At 55.1% G+C, this 20,254-nt stretch carries 15 protein-coding genes; 9 read left to right on the top strand and 6 right to left on the bottom strand.

The features are described from left to right. Positions 1-298: 298 nt before the first annotated feature. Together PGL01S_RS18930 and PGL01S_RS18925 are read right to left on the bottom strand one after the other, a co-directional pair. Positions 299-1,357, bottom strand: coding sequence for an anthranilate phosphoribosyltransferase (locus PGL01S_RS18930; protein WP_127496150.1), 1,059 nt, complete (start codon positions 1,355-1,357; stop codon positions 299-301). Between the two features lie 13 nt (positions 1,358-1,370). Further along, positions 1,371-1,952 carry an ANTAR domain-containing response regulator gene (locus PGL01S_RS18925; protein WP_127496149.1) on the bottom strand — a complete coding sequence of 194 codons (582 nt, stop codon included), beginning with the start codon at positions 1,950-1,952 and terminating at the stop codon, positions 1,371-1,373. Positions 1,953-2,294: 342 nt separating this feature from the next. Here PGL01S_RS18925 and nirB point away from each other — a divergent pair, with 342 nt between their 5' ends. The 6 genes from nirB to PGL01S_RS18895 all read left to right on the top strand — a co-directional run bounded on the left by nirB (position 2,295) and on the right by PGL01S_RS18895 (position 10,992). Further along, positions 2,295-4,733, top strand: a complete 2,439-nt coding sequence (gene nirB, locus PGL01S_RS18920) for a nitrite reductase large subunit NirB (protein ID WP_127496148.1) — start codon at positions 2,295-2,297, stop codon at positions 4,731-4,733. 13 nt (positions 4,734-4,746) lie between these two features. Continuing rightward, a complete protein-coding gene (gene nirD, locus PGL01S_RS18915) occupies positions 4,747-5,061 on the top strand; it encodes a nitrite reductase small subunit NirD (RefSeq protein WP_127496147.1) in 315 nt (104 codons plus the stop codon). 90 nt (positions 5,062-5,151) lie between these two features. Beyond that, complete coding sequence (locus PGL01S_RS18910; protein WP_127496146.1) at positions 5,152-6,027, top strand: formate/nitrite transporter family protein; 876 nt, start codon at positions 5,152-5,154, stop codon at positions 6,025-6,027. Further along, entirely contained in the window at positions 6,027-6,803 is a 777-nt protein-coding gene (gene cobA, locus PGL01S_RS18905; RefSeq protein WP_127496145.1) for a uroporphyrinogen-III C-methyltransferase, read from the top strand. Before PGL01S_RS18910 ends, cobA begins: the two co-directional genes overlap by 1 nt. A gap of 393 nt (positions 6,804-7,196) precedes the next feature. After that, positions 7,197-8,945, top strand: a complete 1,749-nt coding sequence (locus PGL01S_RS18900; RefSeq protein ID WP_127496144.1) for an ABC transporter ATP-binding protein — start codon at positions 7,197-7,199, stop codon at positions 8,943-8,945. Between the two features lie 22 nt (positions 8,946-8,967). Continuing rightward, positions 8,968-10,992 carry an ABC transporter ATP-binding protein gene (locus tag PGL01S_RS18895; RefSeq protein ID WP_127496143.1) on the top strand — a complete coding sequence of 675 codons (2,025 nt, stop codon included), beginning with the start codon at positions 8,968-8,970 and terminating at the stop codon, positions 10,990-10,992. A 114-nt stretch (positions 10,993-11,106) separates the two neighbouring features. On the opposite strand, the gene PGL01S_RS18890 is transcribed toward PGL01S_RS18895, so the two are convergent. Next, positions 11,107-12,855, bottom strand: a complete 1,749-nt coding sequence (locus PGL01S_RS18890) for a methyl-accepting chemotaxis protein (RefSeq protein WP_127496142.1) — start codon at positions 12,853-12,855, stop codon at positions 11,107-11,109. A 290-nt stretch (positions 12,856-13,145) separates the two neighbouring features. On the opposite strand from PGL01S_RS18890, the gene PGL01S_RS18885 reads away from it, so the two are divergent. Further along, entirely contained in the window at positions 13,146-14,051 is a 906-nt protein-coding gene (locus PGL01S_RS18885) for a hypothetical protein (protein WP_127496141.1), read from the top strand. A gap of 504 nt (positions 14,052-14,555) precedes the next feature. Here PGL01S_RS18885 and PGL01S_RS18880 read toward each other — a convergent pair. Then, on the bottom strand, positions 14,556-15,119 hold the full coding sequence (locus PGL01S_RS18880; protein ID WP_127496203.1) for an FAD-dependent oxidoreductase: 564 nt from the start codon (positions 15,117-15,119) through the stop codon (positions 14,556-14,558). A gap of 206 nt (positions 15,120-15,325) precedes the next feature. Here PGL01S_RS18880 and PGL01S_RS18875 point away from each other — a divergent pair, with 206 nt between their 5' ends. Both PGL01S_RS18875 and PGL01S_RS18870 read left to right on the top strand, forming a co-directional pair. Further along, positions 15,326-15,802 carry a MarR family winged helix-turn-helix transcriptional regulator gene (locus tag PGL01S_RS18875; RefSeq protein WP_174806578.1) on the top strand — a complete coding sequence of 159 codons (477 nt, stop codon included), beginning with the start codon at positions 15,326-15,328 and terminating at the stop codon, positions 15,800-15,802. Further along, the gene (locus tag PGL01S_RS18870; RefSeq protein WP_127496140.1) at positions 15,799-18,993 is read left to right on the top strand and encodes an MMPL family transporter; all 3,195 of its coding nucleotides are present in this window, start codon (positions 15,799-15,801) and stop codon (positions 18,991-18,993) included. Before PGL01S_RS18875 ends, PGL01S_RS18870 begins: the two co-directional genes overlap by 4 nt. A 65-nt stretch (positions 18,994-19,058) precedes the next feature. Here PGL01S_RS18870 and chrA read toward each other — a convergent pair whose 3' ends face one another. After that, positions 19,059-19,595: a chromate efflux transporter ChrA gene (chrA, locus tag PGL01S_RS18865; RefSeq protein WP_127496139.1), complete on the bottom strand. Its 537-nt coding sequence runs from the start codon at positions 19,593-19,595 to the stop codon at positions 19,059-19,061. After that, positions 19,595-20,254 (bottom strand): chromate efflux transporter ChrB, encoded by a 660-nt coding sequence (gene chrB / locus PGL01S_RS18860; protein WP_507763297.1) that lies wholly within the window; start codon positions 20,252-20,254, stop codon positions 19,595-19,597. Before chrB ends, chrA begins: the two co-directional genes overlap by 1 nt.

Genomic DNA, 20,254 nt, shown 5'->3' with positions numbered 1-20,254 from the left:
TGGGGACCTTAACCATGAAAACTAGCTACTTCTTCTGGACGTTAAAGTCCCCTAGGGACCTTAAGCCGCCTCTAACTGCAGAAATCCGCCGCCTCTTGCGACTTTTCTAGTAGGTTAAAGTCCTTAGGGACTTAACCTACCATTAGCGTTAGCTTCCGGCTGCGTTGGACGTAGCTAAGGATATAGAAAAAGAGCTTCTGACGGGACGATCGACCCGTCAGAAGCTCTTGATTATGTTCATCTTAGGTTAAGAGGAAGGTGGGAGGCTGCTAGCTGAAGCGCCAGCGCGCATGTTACCTTACTTCACACTGCCGATCGGGGAGGGTGTTCCTTCGCCGAGCAAGCAGCTGCGCCAAGCCGCGTAACGTTCCCACGCAGCCCCGCTGTCGAGCAGCGCTTTGCATTGGTACAACGCTTCCTCGACGGATTCGGCGCGGTCAGCCAGACGGAGCCGAACCGCTGCATTTAGCAGAACCTGGTTCACGTAACCGATGTGGGCTTTGCCTTGCAGGACGGCCTCGACGGTCTCGATCTGCTCGGCAGCGCTCCATTCGGTTTTCTCCGGCAGCGTCGCCTCCAAGCCGAATTCCTCCGGATCAATGACGTGCAGCCGCGCCTCGCCATCCTCAACGATATAGGTGCGGGTAGGGCGCTCGATGAACAGATCCTCGGAGCCCTCCGTCCCTTGCACGATAAGGGCGCGGCGGTATTTCAAATCGGTAAGCAGCTTGCTCATCCGGTCAAAGACGGTATTATGGAAAACGCCAAAGACAAGGTACGGCGAGTGGGAGAAATCGATCAGCTTCTCCGCGGTGTTCAGTACCGTACGCATCCCAAGCTCCTCGCGGATGCCCCGAAGCTCGCCCAGCGGCGGGCACCATTCCTCGGTGTCCACAAACAGCACGCCGGTTGCTTTTGCCGCCTGCACAACGCGGTCTCGCGTAAGCTGGGATTTGCCGATGCCCAGCTCGGCGAGCATATCCAGCAGCGTTACGCCCCATTTCGGCGGCAGCGACTTGGCGCCGTGCAGCGTAACGGGAAGACCGGCCGAAGCGAGCAGGAAGGCTGTAGCGAAGGAAGCGAAGAAGGTTTTTACCCGCCCGTCGTAAGGTCCCGCGCAGTCCAATCCTTCCTGAATGGGAGCGCGGTAGGCGCTGTTCCGGCATACGGTTACGAACGCTTCCAGCTCCTCTACGCTTTCCATCTTAATCCGTTCGGCAATAAAAAAGGCGCCCATCTGGGCAGGGGTCGCTTTCCGGCTCATGATCCAGTCGGCCGCTTCCAGCGCCTCTTCATAGGTTAAGTCCCTGGCGCCTCTTTTTCCGCGGCCGACTTCTTTTAATAGTGTAGTAAACATCGTCAGCACCCCTTTATTTCTGCTCTTGCAGCAGTTGATAGACTTTCACGATGGATGTCGCCACATCCACGATCCGCTTCCGCTCATTCATCGCCTGCTTGCGCAGCAGGTCGTAGGCTTCCGCTTCGGATACCTGCTTTATTTTACATAGGATACCCTTCGCCATGTCAATCCACTTCCGCTCTTCCAGCCGCGCCTCCAGCTGCTTTCGCTCGTTCAGCCACTGCTGCCGCTCGAAGCAGGCCTTCGAGCCGAAGTGAAGCGCCCAGTGCAGCTCTTGCTCGCTCATTGAAGGCGTGAGCATGCCGTCGATCGGCAGATCATCCTCGCAAAAGGCGGCGGACATCGTTGCCGTATCCGCGCTGCACCACCAGAATATAGGAAGCCTCTTGCGCTGCAGGAGCCGGTTACCCCATGCCTTCACTTCGCCTAACGGTAGATGAAAAATGACCGCATCGGCTTTCGTTAGATGGTTTTTGGCTGTCTCATCCGAGCTTGCATACAATAAGGAATAACCGTATGACTCCAGCATTTGTTCCAGCGGCAACGCTTCCGCTTTTCCTCCGGGATTGTCGATCACTAACAGAGAACGCATGTCATCCTCCTTTTCCCTACGAACGAATCTCATTTGTTATTATATATAACATGTATTATGCAAAACTGTCGATACGCACAAATGTTCATTTTTTATGTTAAGTATGTTGACATGAATGTTTCGGCATTGTATAGTAGCGGTAACACACCGACAAAGCTTCCGGCTTTGCGGTACTACAATTTAAACTTTCATGAATACAATGGCGTATTCATTTGAAGCGGCAATGAAGCCTGTCTTCGTCTTTTGCGGGAATGCACTAGTGCGTCCTCGCGGAATCCGAAGCAGGCTTTTTTTATTTTTCCATACAGATAAGAGCTAGAGAGAGTGGAGAGGAGAATGACAATGGCGGATCGGAAGAAATTGGTGCTGGTTGGCAACGGAATGGCGGGGGTACGGGCAATCGAGCATCTGATCAAGCTCGCTCCGGATGCATATAGCATTACGATTTTTGGCGCGGAGCCGTACCCGAACTACAACCGGATTATGTTATCCTCGGTGCTTGCGGGCGGAACGGACATGAAGGATATCATCATTAACGACTGGGACTGGTACGCGGACAATCATATTCAGCTGCATGCCGGGCATACGGTCACGAAAATTGATACGAAACGGAAAAAAGTGTACTCCCAGCAAGGGGTAGAAGCGGACTATGACGTGCTGGTTATGGCAACGGGCTCGAATCCGTTTATGCTGCCTTTGCCTGGCGCCAGCAAAGAGGGCGTAATCGGCTTCCGGGATATCCGCGATACCGAGATTATGCAGGAGACTTCCCAAAAATACAAAAAAGCAGCCGTCATCGGCGGCGGCCTGCTTGGGCTTGAAGCGGCGCGGGGGCTGCTGAATCTGGGGATGGACGTGCATGTTGTCCATATCAACGGCATTGTGATGAACCGCGAGCTGGATGAGCCGGCGGCACGGATGCTGCAGCGCGAGCTCGAAGCGCAAGGAATGAAATTCCTGCTCAGCAAGCAATCGGCCTCCATTACGGGCAGACGCCGCGTGAAGGCTTTGCAATTCGCGGACGGCAGCGAGGTGGAAGCGGATCTTATCGTGATGGCTGTGGGGATCCGACCGAACGTTGAATTAGCGAAAGCTTCCGGTATCGAAGTAGGCCGCGGGATTATCGTTGACGACTTCATGGCGACGAATATTCCGGATGTGTACGCGGTTGGCGAATGCGCCGAGCACCGGGGAATCGCTTACGGCCTTGTTGCTCCGCTGTATGAGCAAGGCGCCGTTCTGGCAAAGCTCCTGGCCGGCGTAGAGACGGAAGGCTACCAGGGCTCCGTTACTTCAACCAAGCTGAAGGTATCCGGCGTTGACGTATTCTCGGCTGGCCAATTCAACGAAGGGCCGGGCACGAGAGCCCTGCGCATTCAGGACGACGTAGCGGGTACGTACAAGAAGATCGTAATCAAGAACGGCAAGCTTGTAGGAGCCGTACTGTTTGGCGATACTTCCGACGGTGCCGAGCTGTTCTCGATTATGAAGAAGGGCGAATCGATCGAAGGCAAGGAGAAGGAGCTGCTGCTTGGCTTCTCTCCTGCAGACGGGGGTACTTCCTCCGCGGCGGACCGGCTGGCTGCGATGCCAGACGATGAAATCGTCTGCGGCTGCAACGGCGTATCGAAGGGCGCCATTGCCGATGCCGTTCAAAATAAAGGCTGCAATACGATGGCCAGTCTCAAAGGCTGCACGAAAGCTTCCGCTTCCTGCGGAGGCTGCAAGCCTCAAGTGGAAGGCTTGCTGAAGCTGTACGCCGGCGATGCGGCGGGCGTGCCGGTGAAGGAAGGCATCTGTGGCTGTACGGAGCATTCCCGTGACGAGATCGTTGCGGCTATCAAGGAAATGCGCCTCATGACGGTCAAGGAAGTCATGAACGTGCTGGGATGGAAGAACGAAGGGGGCTGCACGAAATGCCGTCCGTCGCTGAACTACTACCTTGGCATGCTGTGGCCGGGTGAATACGAGGATCAGAAGGAATCGCGCTTCACGAACGAGCGCTACCACGCGAACATTCAGAAGGACGGCACCTATTCGGTTGTGCCTCGCGTATACGGCGGCGTAACCACGCCGTCCGATCTGATCAAAATCGCTACCGTCGCCGAGAAGTACGAGGTTCCGATGGTGAAGTTCACCGGCGGGCAACGGCTTGACCTGCTGGGCGTGAAGAAGGAGGATCTGCCGAAGATTTGGGAGGAGCTTGACATGCCTTCCGGCCATGCTTACGGCAAGACGCTCCGCACGGTAAAAACCTGCGTCGGCAACACCTTCTGCCGATTCGGCACGCAGGACTCGATCGCCATGGGGATCCGGATGGAGAAAGCCTATGAGCGAATGACGGCTCCGGCGAAAGTAAAGCTAGCCGTATCCGGCTGTCCGCGCAACTGCGCGGAAGCAACGATCAAGGATCTTGGCATTGTCGCGATCGACGGCGCCTGGGAGCTTCACGTAGGCGGCAACGGCGGTATCCATGTCCGTGCGACCGAGCTGCTCTGTACCGTGAAGACGGAGGATGAAGTGATGGAATGGTCCTCGGCTTACCTGCAATATTACCGCGAGAATGCGACTTGGAACGAACGTACCGCGCAATGGATTGAACGCGTTGGCCTGGACCATGTCAAGAAAGCGCTCGAGAAGCGGGAAGACCGCCTGGCCTTGGTGGAGCGTCTGGAGAAGACGCTCAGCTATACAACGGACCCTTGGAAAGAAATTATAGAGAACAAAGAGCTGCGCAAAAACTTCGAGCAATTATCCGCTCCGCAGCCGGCGCAAGGATAGGGGGAGCTACTATATGGTGACAAAGGTGCTTGTGGCGAAATTGACGGATATCGACGTATTGGGCTCTCGAACGGTGCAGATCGACAACACGGACGTTGCTATTTTCCGCTTGGCAGACGGCAGCGTGAAGGCAGTCGAGAACAAATGCCCGCATAAGGGCGGCAGGCTTTCGGAAGGAATGGTGTGCGGCACGGCCGTACACTGCCCGCTGCATGATTGGAGAATTGACCTGAAGAGCGGACGCGTGCATGAGCCGGATGACGGCTGCATCAAGACGTTCGAGACGGAGATTGACCCGGGCAGCGGCGAGATCTATATCACCTTGTAAAGCGGAATAGAGACAACAAGCCCGACGCTTTCGAAGTGTGAATCATCATCACGATAGCCCGCACGCGGGTTATTTCAGGAGGAATAGAATATGGACTACGTGAAACCGGCTGAAGTACTGGAATCGATGGTAGAGGCAGGGACGGCAAAGGCGGAAATGAGCGCCTCGCAAATGCTGATGAGGGGATTTTTGGGCGGCGGCATTCTGGCATTCGCAACTACGCTCGCCTATACGGCCACAACGCAAACTTCACTGGCTCTAACCGGAGCTATTATTTTCCCGATCGGCTTTGTCATCATCGTTCTTCTGGGGCTTGAGCTTGTGACCGGCAGCTTTGCGCTTATTCCTCTATCGGTCTTCAAACGGAAAACCTCCCTATCCCGGATGCTGGCCAACTACGGGCTTGTCATTATCGGCCACCTGATCGGCTGCGCGGTATACGCGGCTTTATACGGCATGGCGGTTACGAAGATGGGGACGGATATGTCGAATCCGCTTGCCCAAATGCTTATTCAAGTCAGCGAGACCAAGACGTTGGGTTATCAAAAAATGGGCTTCGACGGGATCATTCTCGTGTTCATTAAGGCGATTCTGTGCAACTGGATGGTAACGCTTGGCGTCGTCATGGCGATGACCTCCAAATCGACTTTGGGCAAAATCGTTGCGATGTGGCTGCCGATTTTGATGTTCTTCGAGCAAGGCTTCGAGCATGCGGTCGTTAATATGTTCGTCATCCCTGCCGGCATGATGCTTGGCGCAGACGTATCGATAGCGGACTGGTGGCTGTGGAACCAAATTCCGGTGCTGCTCGGCAACTTTGTTGGCGGCGCTTTGTTTACCGGCTTTATGTTCTACTGGTCGCATAACAAGAAGGAGAAGGACTCCGAAAGCTCTTCCTCCTCCTCTTCCGCAAAGTCGGGACTTCCAGCCAAGCCGGCGCTTGCTGCCGAGAAAAGCGGCCTGTAATGCGGGCGGCGTCAGCGGGTAAGGTATACATTGTTGGAGCGGGCCCGGGCGATCCGGAGCTGATCACGGTGAAGGCGATGCGGCGAATCGGGCTGGCGGACGTAATCCTGTACGACCGGCTCGTGAATGAAGAGCTTCTCGCTTACGCCCGCGCGGATGCGGAGCTCGTATACTGCGGCAAAGCGCCTAATGCACATGCGATGCCGCAGGAGGAGATTAACGCAGCGCTTGTCGCTTACGCCAAGCAAGGGAAGACGGTCGTCCGCCTGAAAGGGGGCGACCCCTTCGTCTTCGGGCGCGGCGGCGAGGAAGCGCTGGAGCTGGCGGAGCACGGCATCGAGTGGGAGATCGTGCCGGGCGTAACGTCGGCCATAGGCGCGGCGGCTTCGGCGGCGATTCCGCTGACGCATCGCGGAAAGGCGGCGTCCTTCGCCTGCGTGACCGGCAATCGCTGCCACGGCGACCAGGAGCCGGTGCGCTGGGATTTGCTTGCGCATAGCGTGGATACGCTGGCGATCTACATGGGCGTCAGCCAGCTCGCCGTCATCCGGGAGGAGCTGCTGAAGCATGGCAAGGCAGCAGCTACGCCGGTTGCGATTATTGAGCGCGGCACAACAAGCAAGCAGCGCGTAATTACGGGAACGCTTGCCGACATTCATAAGCTGGCGGTGTCTTTTAAAGTGGTCAACCCGGCGCTGATCATTGTGGGCGAAGTGGTCAGGGTTCGCGAGCAGCTTCTGCTGGCGGAGCGGCAGGCGGAAGCCTGGGTCATGTGATCATCCTCCAAAATAGGCGGGGTTTTACAAAAAAACGGATTGACAGTTATTTCTTCGGATGGTAAAGTGACAAATATCTTAAACAAATCGAAAGGAGGATTACGGCATGAATCCAATTGTAGGCGTTCATCAACAATTTAACCAAATGCATACTAAATTTATGAGCGTAATCCATCCGCGCGTCGAATCTCTTTGATCTTTAGGGGTATCCCATTAGAATCAAAGGCGCATGGTTACGTAACCGTAACCGTGCGCCTTTTTTGATGCAGCGGGCCAACTTGTGCCCGATTACTGCCAAAGGAAGCGTATCGTTATCTAACGGTGCGCTTCCTTTTTTTGCGGTTTTGTGGGGGAAGATGCTTGGATGGAAACGGGAGGTGTCTAACAGAAACTATGTTTATCGTACTTAAGAAGCTTCAATGGTTTTTCGCAATGAATTGGAAAAGATATACGCTAGCCTGCGTGCTGCTGATCATCACGGGCTTTCTCGATGTCATTCCGCCTTGGCTGATCGGCCATACAATTGACGGGATTCATCAGGGCAGGCTGGACGCTACGGGCTTTATGCAGGTCGTGGCGGGCTGGGTCGCCGTAACGGTGGTCGGCTACGCGATCACTTACGTGTGGCACTATAAGCTGTTTGGCGGTGCCTTCGTACTGGAGCGGCTGCTCCGCTCGAGGCTGATGCGTCATTTCCTCAAGATGTCGCCAACCTTTTATGAACGGAACCGGACGGGCGACCTGATGGCCCGTTCCACGAATGACCTGAATGCGGTTGCCACAACGGCCGGATTCGGCATTCTGACGCTGATTGACTCCACTTTCTTCATGCTGACGATTCTCGGCATTATGGCGGCGATGATCAGCGTTAAGCTGACGCTGGCGGCGCTTCTGCCGCTGCCGTTCATCGCGCTTGCGATGAAGCATTTCGGAGGTAAAATCCATGAGCGCTTTATGCAGTCGCAGGACGCTTTCGGCGAATTGAACGACCAGGTGCTGGAATCGGTATCGGGGGTACGGGTTATCCGCGCCTTCGTGCAGGAGGAAGCAAGCCAGGATCAATTCCGCAAGAAAACCGACGAGGTCTTTCAGAAAAATATCGAGGTGGCCAAGATCGATGCGCTTTTCGAGCCAACGATCAAAATTCTGGTCGGCCTCAGTTATCTGATCGGCTTATGTTATGGCGGTTATCTCGTATTCCACAGCGAAATTACGCTCGGCGAGCTGGTCTCCTTCAACGTCTACCTCGGGATGCTGATCTGGCCGATGTTCGCGATCGGCGAGCTGATCAACATTATGCAGCGGGGCAACGCTTCGCTTGACCGGGTAGAAGAAACGCTTGGCTACAAGCCGGATGTGCAGGATGCGGAGAACACCATTGATGTGACCACCCCGGCAACGATAGCTTTTGACGATGTAACGTTCCGTTATCCGTCGTCGGTGGTAGACAATTTGAGCGATGTAAACATCAGTCTGCGCCAAGGGCAGACGCTAGGTATAGTCGGCCGTACGGGCAGCGGCAAAACAACGTTGCTCAAGCAGCTGCTGCGCGAATATCCGGTTGGCGCCGGCGAGATCAAGATTACCGGGCAGCGGCTTGAGAAGCTGCCGATGGAACGGCTCCTTGGCTGGATCGGCTACGTGCCGCAGCAGCCAATCCTGTTCTCGAAGACGATTCGCGAGAATATTATGTTCGGCAAGAAAGGCGAAACGACGGAAGAGGATATGCAGCGCGCGCTTGCAAGGGCCTCCTTCGCCAAGGATATTCAATTCCTGCCTGACGGGCTGGAAACCATGGTCGGCGAAAAAGGCGTTGCGCTCTCGGGCGGTCAGAAGCAGCGGGTCAGCATCGCCCGCGCGCTTATCGCCGATCCGGAAATCTTGATGCTGGACGACGCGTTGTCCGCGGTAGACGGACGGACCGAAGCCGAGATTATCGAAGGCATCCGGACGGAACGCGCCGGCAAAACGACACTAATTACGACTCACCGGTTGTCCGCGGTGCAGCATGCTGATCATATCATCGTGCTGGATGAAGGACGTATTGTTCAGCAGGGTACCCATGATCATCTTGTGAAGCAGGATGGCTGGTACAGAGAGCAGTACGAGCGGCAGCAACTGGAGTCGCTGATTGAATCATAGGAAAGAGAGGCGTTTACGAACAATGGGTCAAACGGGTAAACGATTGTTTCAATACGCCATGCTTTATAAAAAACCGATCATTGGAGCGTTAGTTCTTCTCCTGCTGGCCGTATGCGCGGAGCTGGCGGGGCCGTTTATCGCAAAGCGGATGATCGATCAGAATATTCTCGGCATCGAGAAGAGCTGGTACGAGGTTGCGGCGGATGAGCCGTACGCAGTTTCTTATAAAGATAAATGGTATAAGCGCGAAGACCACTTCGCAGCCGGTGAGGCCAGAGGCGCCGAGGTGCATCTGCTTCAGGCCGGCAGAAAATTTTACTGGTATGAAGGCACCCTTCCCGCCGTGGAAGGCGTGCGCAAGGTAACGGACGGCCAGATGACCGTCACCGACAAAACAACCGGAGAAAATGCCGCGTTCCCGGTTGCCCTGATTTCGGCTAAGGAGCTATATCAGTTCTACAAGCCGGAAATTCCAAGCCTGATGAAGCTTGCCGGACTCTATGTCGGACTGCTTGTGCTTGGCGCGGTATTCACTTACGGACAGCGGCTCCTGCTGCAGACGTCCGCGAACCGGATTGTCCGGCGCATGCGCAATGACGTATTCGCCCATACGCAGCGGCTTCCGGTGAATTACTTCGACACGCTGGCCGCAGGCCAGGTCGTCTCCCGGATTACGAACGATACGGAGGCGATCCGTGAGCTGTATGTCGCGGTACTCGCTAACTTCTTCTCCGCGATCGTGTACATGACGGCGATCTACGGAGCGTTGTTCCTGCTGGATCCAAGACTTGCGCTATTTGCGCTGCCGCTTGTGCCGATCCTGCTCGTCTGGATTAATCTGTACCGCCGCTTTGCGGCCCGTTACAACCGGATTATCCGGACGAAGCTGAGCGAGATTAACGCGATGATCAACGAATCCATCCAAGGGATGGCGATTATCCAGGCGTTCCGCCGTCAGAAAGAGACCTTTAAAGAATTCGACGAGCTGAACGAGCATTATTTTACGTATCAGAACAAGCTGCTGAGCTTGAACTCGATTACGTCGCATAACCTGGTCAACGTCGTCCGCAACATCATCTTCCTTATCGTCATCTGGTTCTTCTGGGGCGACTGGTTTGGCGCTGCCATCGGGGTAGGCGTACTGTACGCGTTCGTCGATCTGATGAACCGGATGTTCCAGCCAATCGTTGGTGTAGTAAACCAGCTGTCCAATCTGGAGACGGCAAGGGTATCCGCGGAGCGGGTGTTTACCCTGATGGATCAGCCGGGCGTTGAGGTTGAACCGGGCATGATGGAGCGTTACAAGGGCGAAGTGAAATTCGATAACGTTTCGTTTGCCTACAAGAAGGATGAGTATGTATTGAAAAACATCTCCTTCACCGCCCGTCAAGGCGATACGGTGGCACTCGTTGGCCATACGGGCTCCGGCAAAAGCTCGATTATGAACCTGCTGTTCCGGTTCTACGATTCCAATGAGGGCAGCATCATTATCGACGGCAAGGATGTGCTGGATATTCCGAAGCAGCATCTGCGCCAGCATATGGGCATCGTTCTGCAGGATCCGTTCCTGTTCACCGGTACCATTGCCTCGAACATCAGCCTGAACAATCCGGCGATCAGCCGGGAGCGGGTGGAGCAGGCGCTCCGCGACGTTGGCGCCTACGACATGTTCGCGCAGCTTCCGGGCGGTATCGATGCGGAAGTGATCGAGAAGGGCAGTACGCTGTCCGCCGGCCAACGCCAGCTGATTTCGTTCGCGCGGGCGCTCGCTTACGATCCCGCGATTCTGATTCTTGACGAAGCAACCGCAAGCATCGATACAGAGACAGAGGCCATCATTCAAGAAGCGCTGGATGTGCTGAAAAAGGGCCGTACGACGTTTGTTATTGCCCACCGTCTATCAACCATCCGCCAGGCGAATCAGATTCTGGTGCTGGACCGCGGCCGCATCGTCGAACGCGGCAACCACGATGAGCTGATGGATCACCGCGGCAAATATTTCGCGATGTATCAGCTGCAGCAAGGCTCGGCTGTTACCGCATCTTAATCGAAGACGGGATCGGGGAAGGGTTCTCCCCGATTCCGGTTATGAGAAAAGCACCTCCATGCAGCCGGTTGGCTTGCTGGAGGTGCTTTTTGCTTGGCTTTTTGGTTTTGGCTTTTATTCCGTCTTGAACGTGTCGATCGCTTTGTTCAGTTCGGATGCGAGGTTGCGAAGCTGCGCGGACGAGCTTGCCACCTCCTGCATGGAAGCGAGCTGCTCCTCGGAAGCCGCGGCTACGCGCTGGGACTGGATGGAGGATGCTTCGGCAATATGCTCCAGCTGGTCAAGCGAAGCCGCGATCTCCTCGCTGCCTGCCGACATTTGCTCGGAGGCCGCGGAAACCTCCTGAATTTGCGCGGAAACCTGGCGGATAGCCTCGTGGATGGAACGGAACGATTCGCCTGCCTGATGGGAGACGGAGCTGCCTTCGCGGGCGCCTTCGGCCGCTTTTTCCATCGAGACAACGGCTTCACTTGTCCGGCTGCTGATGCCGCTCAGGATTTCGCTGATTTGATCCGATGACTCCTTCGAGCGTTCGGCCAGCTTGCGGATCTCCTGGGCAACAACGGCAAAGCCTTTGCCATGCTCGCCTGCCCGGGCTGCTTCAATCGATGCGTTAATAGCGAGCAGGTTCGTCTGCTTCGATACTTCGCCAATCATCTCGAGAATGGAACCGATCTGGCTGTTCATTTGCTGCAGCTCCTGCATGACGGTTACCGTTTCGCCGACATTTTGCTCAATCACCTGCATTTGGTTGACTGTCCGGTTAATAACCGTATCGCCTGCATTGGCAAGCTCGGAAGCGTCGGTAGCCAGCTCAGATACGGAAGCGGAGGATTCTGCAATCCGCTGGATGCCAACGGTCATCTCGTTCATCGCGCGCTGGCATTCCTGGAAGCTTTGCAGCTGCGTATCCGCTCCGGCGGCAACCTCTTGAATGGCGTGAGCGACTTCTTCGGTAGCACGCGAGGTCTGCTCGGCGCTTTCCTGCATGATGGAGGATGAGCCTGCAACCTCGCCCGCGGTAGACCGAATATGGCTGGCCAGCTGACGAAGGCTCGCGATCATTTCATTAAAGGCATGGGAAGCCTGGCCGATCTCGTTGCCCGTAGTGACCGGTACCGTGACGGTCAGATCGCCTTTTGCGGCAAGGGCGGCTACTTGGCTGAGACGCTTCAAAGGCCTTATGGCATATCGCACGATCAATACGATGAGGATAATGGCGATCGCATCGCAAGTAATCCCGACGTTAAGGACCTGCCACATTCTGCGGTCGAGCTCCGCTTGCACGTTGTCATAGTCGAAATCGGCTCCAAATATCGCAACCGTTTTATTGGAGTTGTCTTTGATGGCCATCAGATAGCTGACCCAAGTTCCCATTTCGTCTTTGTAGGTAGCAACTCGGGCAAATCCGTCTTTCATCGCTTTATCGTAACCCTTCAGAAATGCCGGTGACAGCTCGTAGGGAGTGCCCGGCGTAAGTCCAGCCTGCGTAAGAGCTCCGGTACCCTGCAGCGTGGTGAGATAAGTTTTGCCTTCTTTTTCAAGCTTGTCCGGTTGCAGAACATAGACGTTGGAGACTTGGTCGTTGGAGTTCATGGCTTCCAAAAATAGCGATAGATTGTAAAATTCCGTGGAGCCCTGCGTTTTTCCTTTATTCAGCTGCTCCTGCGCAGAGGTGATCAGGTCGATTTTGGCGCTGGTAATATTGCCAAGGGTGTTGACCGTACGGGACATTTCATCGAAATAGGCATCTTTCTGATTGTTTGTCGTCATCGATACCATTGCCCCGATAGTGGCCAGAAACAGAAGGGCGAGCACAACGGAAAGGACGAGCGCTAAACTGGTTTTTCTCTTCTTGAACATTCATTATCCCTCGTTCTTTATGTAGTTGATCGGCTGCCTGAGCAAAGATGTCTTCATCTTATAACCAACTATAACAGCCATATATTAGGTAAGTTCGCGAGGCCATGTTAGAAAAGTATTTGGCATCGGTACTTACTCTTTTTTTCGGCGAATGGGGACCCGGAGTTTAGTTCTGAGACAATTCTAATCTTTGGCAATCTGCTAATTAATAGCGATGTTCAAAATCTGTTCATAGAAGAGAGATACAATGGAAGCGTAATTGTAAATCCTGGATGGAAAGGCGGAATGTTATGCGTAGAAGCAAAGCGATTGCGGCAAGCTTAATGGCCCTTACCCTGGCGCTTGGAGGAGGATTGGCGTACGCGGCTGGCTCCGACTCGTCTGCATCGGCTTCCTCTTCTGTGGCATCGGATCAGGCATCGTCGTCCGGAGTGCAGCAGGATAAGCACGGAAAATTTGCCGGAAAGCGCGGCGGATTTGCCCAGCTGGCGGGTCTGGAGAGCAAGATGGCGGATTATTTGAAGCTGTCTGCGGAAGAGCTTAAAACCAAGCTTGAGGCGTCTACCTTGGCTGAGGTTGGAGCGGCGCAAGGTATCGGCCGCGAGGATTTGAAAGCAAAGCTGGTGGAATGGATCGACGCTGCGGCAGCGGCCGCGCCGAAGAAGGATGATACGGCGGCAGAAGGTAATTCGGTCAAAAAGCCGGACAGCTCGGCTATTGCCGATAAGCTGCTGGATTCGAAAGGGTTTGCGGCAGCCGAGAAAGGCTTTGCGGGCAAAGGGCATGGGCATGGTGGCGCTATCGCATTTGGCGATAAGGAAGCACTCGCCAAGCTGCTCGGATTAACGTCGGCGGAGCTTAAAACGGCACTGAAAGACGGTCAGACACTTGCTGCTATTGCGGACAAGCAAGGCGTAAGCCTGCAAAGCGTGATCGACCTAGGGGTAAACGCCGCGAAGGCCAAGCTTGAGGAGGCGCTCGCGAGTGGCAAGCTTACGCAGGAGGAGTACGATGCTAAGCTGCAAGCGGTCACGGATGAGGTGACGAAGCAAGTAAACGGCGAGTGGGGAGCGCCTAAAGGCGTACGCGGCGGTTTTGGGGGCGGCGCCCACTTCGGCGGCGGTCACGGCGGCAAGCTGCAAGGCGAAGCCGGCAAACAGGCAGTGCCGGCGGCTTCAAGCTCGACCATGGCGTAATAGAAATGTGGAATGCGGTACGCGCAGGGAATGCGAGTGCCGCATTTTTTTTCCTGCTGGTGGCTTGCGAGGTGAAATAGCAGAAAAAACTGTGTCGTAGCTGTTGATGAGTGTCCACGTGGATCCAAAATAGCTCAATAAGACGGTTTTTCGTACTACAGAGGCTGGAATGGTGGCGTGCAGGCTGTGAAGAGCCAAATAAGAGGAAAAAACCGTGTTACAGTGGGGTTAGCGCGGTCACGTGGGTCCAAAATAGCTCAATAAGTTGGTTTTTCCGTGCTACAGGGGCCGGAGTGGTAGCGTGCAGGCTGCAGAGAACCAAATAAGAGGAAAAATCCGTGTTGCAGTGGGTGGTGAGTGGTCACATGGGGTCGAAGCAGCTCAATAAGACGGTTTTTCCGTGCTGCAGCGACAGCCCCATAGTAGTGGCGAACGCCAACCACCACTATGGGAGCGCACAAAAAAGGACGGAGCAGAAGCTGCTCCGTCCTTTTTTTCGCTTATTCAGGCTTTCAATACGTCGTGGTCGACGTAACGCTCGCCGTTCAGCTCGCTGATGATGTTGATTGCCACTTTGGCGCCGTCGCCTGCAGTGATAACCGCATGCACGCTGACGCCTGCAACCGTACCTGCTGCCCATACCCCAGGGATATTGGTGCGGCCCGCCGGATCCACATCCGCCACGGTTTTGATGCGCGGCTCCGTGCCCGGTTTTGTCGCTACCCCAATATGCTGCGCCAGATCAACCAAAGCGCCGGTTGCCAGCAGCACATGCTTCGCCTCGTACGTTCCATGGTCCGTTACAACGGACAAGCCGCCTTCGATTGGCGATACGCCCGTAACGGTCTCTTCTTTTAACTCTGCGCCAAGCCGGACGGCTTGCTTCTTGCCTGTATCCACTAGATCGGGGCCGCCGATCTCGGTAATGCCGTAATAATTCTCGAACCATGCCCGTTTGGTCATGCCTTTGTTGTTCTCGAGCAATAACGTTTGTTTGCCCGCTTTTGCCGTAAAGATTGCTGCGCTTGCACCGGCAGGACCGGCGCCAATAACGATGATATCGTACATCATTCCAGCCTCCTACGTAACATTAGTAAGTTTCACCAATATTATAAGTCCGGCCGATGGGGACAAGCAATCGCTCCGGCTTTTTCATAAAATTTTCAAATTAATGGCTGTATTCTGGTTGACCGAAGACTAATCCTTTTGATATAGTTCAACTATCGAATAGTTCAATAATGAAACTAAATAATTAAGACGAGAGGAATACACCTATGGTTATAGACAACGAAATGCTGGGGCAGATCATCCGCCGATACGAAGGGGCGCATTTTACCGTTGAACGCAGGCTGACGGCCATGTTCCGCGATTTGATGCCGGAGGATCTGACTTTTGATCAATCCTCGACGCTGCGTTATTTGCGCACTATGGGGGTGTGTACGTCTACCGAGCTTGCGGATGCCTTTTGCGTAGGCAAAAGCTCGATTACCGCCATCATTACGCGCTTATTCGATAAACAGCTGCTGGAAAGAATGCCGGACGAGAAGGACCGCCGCGTCACGCTGCTTCGGCTGACCGACGAAGGCATACGGATGGCCGATGCGGTGGAACGCAAGATCCAGGAGCTGATCGCGAAGTATTTGCAGCATTTTGACCAGCAGGAAGCACTTGCGTTTATTGAGACTTATGAGAAGCTGGCCATGGTTATGTCACAGCCGCTGGGAGATGGAGAGGAGCTAGAGAAAAAATGAAGACGGTAATCAAAGCAAGATGGATTCTGCTTGTTGTCTGGATCGCGGTAATGGTTGGGCTTATGCTAAGCGCACCCAATATGCAGGACCTTGTCCGCGAGAAAGGGCAGGTGAATGTGCCCGACGGCTATTCCTCCACAATCGCTGCTGACATGGAGAAGGCAATCGGCACGAAGGACGCCGGTGGCGGCGGTGCCTCTACGGTACTCGTTTTCCATAAGGACGGCGGATTATCGGATGATGATCTGGCCAGCATACAAGGCGGCATCAACAAGCTGAAGGAGGAAAAAGACGAGCTGCGCATCACTTCGCTCACCACGCATTTCGATACGCCGGAGCTGGCGAAGCAAATGGTGGCGGGAGACGCCTCCACCGTGCTGGCGCTCGTCAACGTGAATCTGGACGGAGCGGAGCTTGCCGAGGTTCGCGATCATTTGTACGACGCGCTTAAAGACGTCAAGATTGAGCACTATTACACGGGCAACTGGCTTATTTCGGAGGACGTTGTCACAAGCTCGCAGGAAGGGCTGAAGAAAACCGAATTTATTACCGTCGGCTTTATTCTCATCATTCTGTTCGTGGTGTTCCGTTCGGCGGTGGCGCCGATTGTGCCGCTTCTGACGGTTGGTTTTACTTACATGGTGACGCAGTCCATCGTTGCTTTTCTCGTCAAATACATGGACTTCCCGCTCTCCAACTTTACGCAGATTTTCCTCGTTGCCGTATTGTTCGGGATCGGGACCGACTACTGCATTTTGTTGATCAGCCGGTTTAAGGAAGAGCTGTCGCACCGCGGCGGCCATATTCCGGAATCGATTGTCGCTACTTACAAAACAGCAGGCAGAACGGTGCTTTTCTCGGGCTTGGCCGTACTGGTCGGCTTTGCCTCCATTGGCTTCTCGACCTTTATTCTATACCGCTCCGCGGTGGCGGTAGCCGTCGGGATCGCCGTGCTGCTGCTGGCCTTGTTTACGATCGTGCCGTTCTTCATGGCGACGCTTGGGCCTAAGCTCTTCTGGCCTTCGAAAGGCTCGCTGGAGCATAAGCCGAGCGGCTTGTGGGGAGCGGTTGGCAGCTTCTCGCTGAAACGCCCGATCTGGGCGCTCGTTATTTTGGCGGTGCTGGTTGTGCCTTTCCTTACCGCATACAAAGGCTCCTTGTCATTTAACTCGCTCGACGAAATTGGCGATAAATATGATTCGGTCAAGGCCTTTAACATCATTGCGGACAGCTTTGGTCCAGGCGAATCGCTGCCAACGACGGTTGTCATGAAATCCGATAAACCGCTGGATACCTCTGACGGACTTGCGGCGCTTGAGCAGATCAGCCGCGAGCTTGGCAAGGTTGACGGCGTAAAAGCGGTCCGCAGCGCAACGCGCCCGACCGGCGATGCAATGGACGATTTCCTCGTGTCGGACCAGGTCGGTACGCTGGAGGACGGACTTGGGCAAAGCAATGACGGGCTTGGCAAAATCGGCTCCGGGCTCTCCGACGCCAGCTCCGAGCTGAGCAAAAACGGGCCAAAGCTGAACGATGCGGCGGCCGGCGCCGGCAAGCTGGTGGATGGCACCAATGCGCTGAAGAGCGGCATCGACCAGCTGGGTACCGGGCTAAAGCAGATTGAACGCGGTCTGCAGGACGGTTCGGCGGGAGCCAAGGAATTAACGGCTGGGCTGAAGCAGGCCCGGGCAAGCGCCGATCAGCTAGCGGCTGCAAGCCGGGATCTGCTGAAGGGCTACCAGCAGGCGGGCGGCGGATTAACGCAGCTTACGCAGGCTTATCAGTCGGTTGCATCCGAGCAGGCGAAGCTTGCGGACGGATTGTCGAGTCTGGAGCAAGGCATTTCGGGACTTAGCGCAACCCACCCGGAGCTGGCGGAGGATGCGGCTTACCAGCAAGCGTTAAGCTCGGTGAAGCAGCTTGGGCAGCAAGCTTCCGGTCTGAGCGGGCAGATGTCCCAGCTTAATGCCCAGCTTACCGGCGTGAGCGGCGGGCTGGACAAAGCAAATGCCGGCTACAAGCAAGCCGCTGACGGGCAAGCGGCGCTTGCGGCGGGACTCGCCAAGCTGGCAAACGGCATTTCCGATCTGCAAAAAGGAATTGAGCAGGCGGCGAACGGCCAAGGCCGGATCGTCTCGAAGCTGCCTGGCGTTACGCAAGGTCTGGATCAGCTGTCGAATGGGCAGAAGGAGCTGCAATCCGGCTTTACGGAGCTGAACAGCCAGCTTGGTCAACTGACGGATGGACTGGATCAAAGCGTCGAGGGCTTGACGCAAGTGACGGACGGACTGTCTTCGGCGAAAGGGTATTTGAATGAACTGTCTTCCTCGCCAAACAAGCAGATGACGGGCTGGTTCATTCCGGATGAAGCGATTAAGAATGACGACTTCCAGCAAGCGCTGAACGTTTATTTGTCCGAAGACCGCAAATCGGCGAAGTTTGACGTCGTCTTCAGCGGTAACCCGTACGAAGAGGAAACGATGTCGCGGATTGATGATCTGGAGGCGGCCGTAGGACGCGGCGTGCAGGGAACTCCTTATGACGGCCACGTTACTTACGCGGTTGGCGGCGTCTCCAGCATGAACAACGATCTGAGCAATATTTCGAACGCGGACTATTCCCGTACGGTTATGCTCATGATTATCGGCATCGCGATTATTCTCATTATCTTGTTCCGTTCCGTCATCATGCCGCTGTATATGATCGCTTCGCTGCTCGTGACGTTCTACACGTCGATGGCAATCACCGAGGTCATCTTCGTCCGCATACTGGGGCATACCGGCATCAGCTGGGCGGTTCCGTTCTTCGGCTTCGTAATGCTCGTGGCGCTGGGTATCGACTACAGCATCTTCCTGATGGACCGCTTCAAGGAGTACCGCGATCAGCTGTCTCCAACCGAAGCGATTCTGGCGGCGATGAAAAACATGGGCACCGTCATTATGTCGGCAGCCGTTATTCTGGGCGGTACCTTTGCGGCGATGCTTCCTTCGGGGGTTATGTCGCTCCTTCAGATCGCCACAATCGTGCTTTGCGGCTTGTTCCTGTACGCGCTGGTGATGCTGCCTCTGTTCATTCCGGTTATGGTGCGGATGTTCGGCAAAGCGAATTACTGGCCGTTTATGAAAGAGGATGGTGAGCGGGGTGTTCCTCTGAGAGGGCAAGAGGTCCATACGCATTCTAATGATATGTAAAAAAAGCGGCTGCGCCGGGGATAACCCTGGCACAGCCGCTTTTTCTAGTGGCTTGCTTCGTTTGATTAGATATGCGCCAGCACCGTACCGCCGTAAACAAAGGCGATACAGATGACGATGGCGGGATGGATCTTTTTGCGCTCCATCAGCCAGTAAGCCACGGCCGCAATGCCTAGCGTCTGCCACAGGTTGGTGGAATGGATCGACGTATCGACCATCTGCCAGGTGAGCAGCACCATCATGATGGCGACAACCGGCTGAACAAGCAGCGTCATTCCTTTCACAATCGGGGACTGGCGGTGCTTCTGCAGCAGCTTAAGCAGGAAAATCAGCGCTACGGCGGAAGGGATGATCGTAGCCGCAAGCGCAAGGACGAGGCCGGGCCAGCCGGCAACGTCATAGCCGATAAACGCGGCGATCTTGGTCGCGATCGGTCCCGGCAAGGCGTTGCCCAGCGCAAGAATATTCGAGAATTCGGCATCGTTCGTCCAGCCGTAGTGCGTAACGATCTGGTTGTACATCAGCGGGATGGAAGCAGGACCGCCGCCATACCCAAGGACGTTGGCAACGAAGAAGCCGATAATAAGGTCAAGCCAGTCCATTATTCGCCGCCTCCCTCAGAGCGTACGCGCCGTTTGTTTTTCCACTTGGCAACCCAGCCTGCCGCCTTGAAATGGACCGCTCCGTACGCAAGAAAGGCGACGATAACGATCGCATCCTCAATATTAATAATTTGAAGAAGGAGAAAGGCGACCGCAAACATGGCGAAGCCCATCCATTTGCCTAGTCCTTTGACGGCACGGTTCGCGAATTCGTAAGCCATAACGCCAAGCATAACGGCAATGACCGGAATAACGGCGGAGATCATCCCTTGAATGACGGCCGAACCGCTCAAATATTGGACCACCGACAGCAGCGCGATCATGGCGATGGCCGAGGGCAGGATGTGGGCAAGAACGGAGACGACAGCGCCAAGCCAGCCCTTGCGGCGGTAGCCGAGATAGGCGGCCATTTTGGTGGCGATCGGTCCCGGGAGAGCGTTAGCCAGCGCCAAAATTTCGGCGAATTCATCATCGTCGATCCAATGATAGCGGGTAACGGCTTCATAGCGGATAAGCGGAATAACCGAAGGTCCGCCGCCATAGCCTAATACACCGGTTTTGACCATGGCCCACACAATGTGGCCGTAATCGGTTAAGCCGGAAGGTCTTCCGGTCTGAGGCGGGCTCTTGCCCGGCTCCAAAGACGTTGTTGTTTGCAT

This window comes from Paenibacillus glycanilyticus NBRC 16618 (assembly GCF_004000805.1).
GTDB lineage: Bacteria > Bacillota > Bacilli > Paenibacillales > Paenibacillaceae > Pristimantibacillus > Pristimantibacillus glycanilyticus.
Note: the sequence above shows the minus strand (reverse complement) of the source record. Positions and strands in the feature narration are given on the sequence as shown.

Coding starts and splice junctions, on each gene's coding strand:
- PGL01S_RS18930 (WP_127496150.1), bottom strand. CDS start 1,357: ATGTTTACTACACTATTAAAAGAAGTCGGCCGCGGAAAAAGAGGCGCC.
- PGL01S_RS18925 (WP_127496149.1), bottom strand. CDS start 1,952: ATGCGTTCTCTGTTAGTGATCGACAATCCCGGAGGAAAAGCGGAAGCG.
- nirB (WP_127496148.1), top strand. CDS start 2,295: ATGGCGGATCGGAAGAAATTGGTGCTGGTTGGCAACGGAATGGCGGGG.
- nirD (WP_127496147.1), top strand. CDS start 4,747: ATGGTGACAAAGGTGCTTGTGGCGAAATTGACGGATATCGACGTATTG.
- PGL01S_RS18910 (WP_127496146.1), top strand. CDS start 5,152: ATGGACTACGTGAAACCGGCTGAAGTACTGGAATCGATGGTAGAGGCA.
- cobA (WP_127496145.1), top strand. CDS start 6,027: ATGCGGGCGGCGTCAGCGGGTAAGGTATACATTGTTGGAGCGGGCCCG.
- PGL01S_RS18900 (WP_127496144.1), top strand. CDS start 7,197: ATGTTTATCGTACTTAAGAAGCTTCAATGGTTTTTCGCAATGAATTGG.
- PGL01S_RS18895 (WP_127496143.1), top strand. CDS start 8,968: ATGGGTCAAACGGGTAAACGATTGTTTCAATACGCCATGCTTTATAAA.
- PGL01S_RS18890 (WP_127496142.1), bottom strand. CDS start 12,855: ATGTTCAAGAAGAGAAAAACCAGTTTAGCGCTCGTCCTTTCCGTTGTG.
- PGL01S_RS18885 (WP_127496141.1), top strand. CDS start 13,146: ATGCGTAGAAGCAAAGCGATTGCGGCAAGCTTAATGGCCCTTACCCTG.
- PGL01S_RS18880 (WP_127496203.1), bottom strand. CDS start 15,119: ATGTACGATATCATCGTTATTGGCGCCGGTCCTGCCGGTGCAAGCGCA.
- PGL01S_RS18875 (WP_174806578.1), top strand. CDS start 15,326: ATGGTTATAGACAACGAAATGCTGGGGCAGATCATCCGCCGATACGAA.
- PGL01S_RS18870 (WP_127496140.1), top strand. CDS start 15,799: ATGAAGACGGTAATCAAAGCAAGATGGATTCTGCTTGTTGTCTGGATC.
- chrA (WP_127496139.1), bottom strand. CDS start 19,595: ATGGACTGGCTTGACCTTATTATCGGCTTCTTCGTTGCCAACGTCCTT.
- chrB (WP_507763297.1), bottom strand. CDS start 20,254: ATGCAAACAACAACGTCTTTGGAGCCGGGCAAGAGCCCGCCTCAGACC.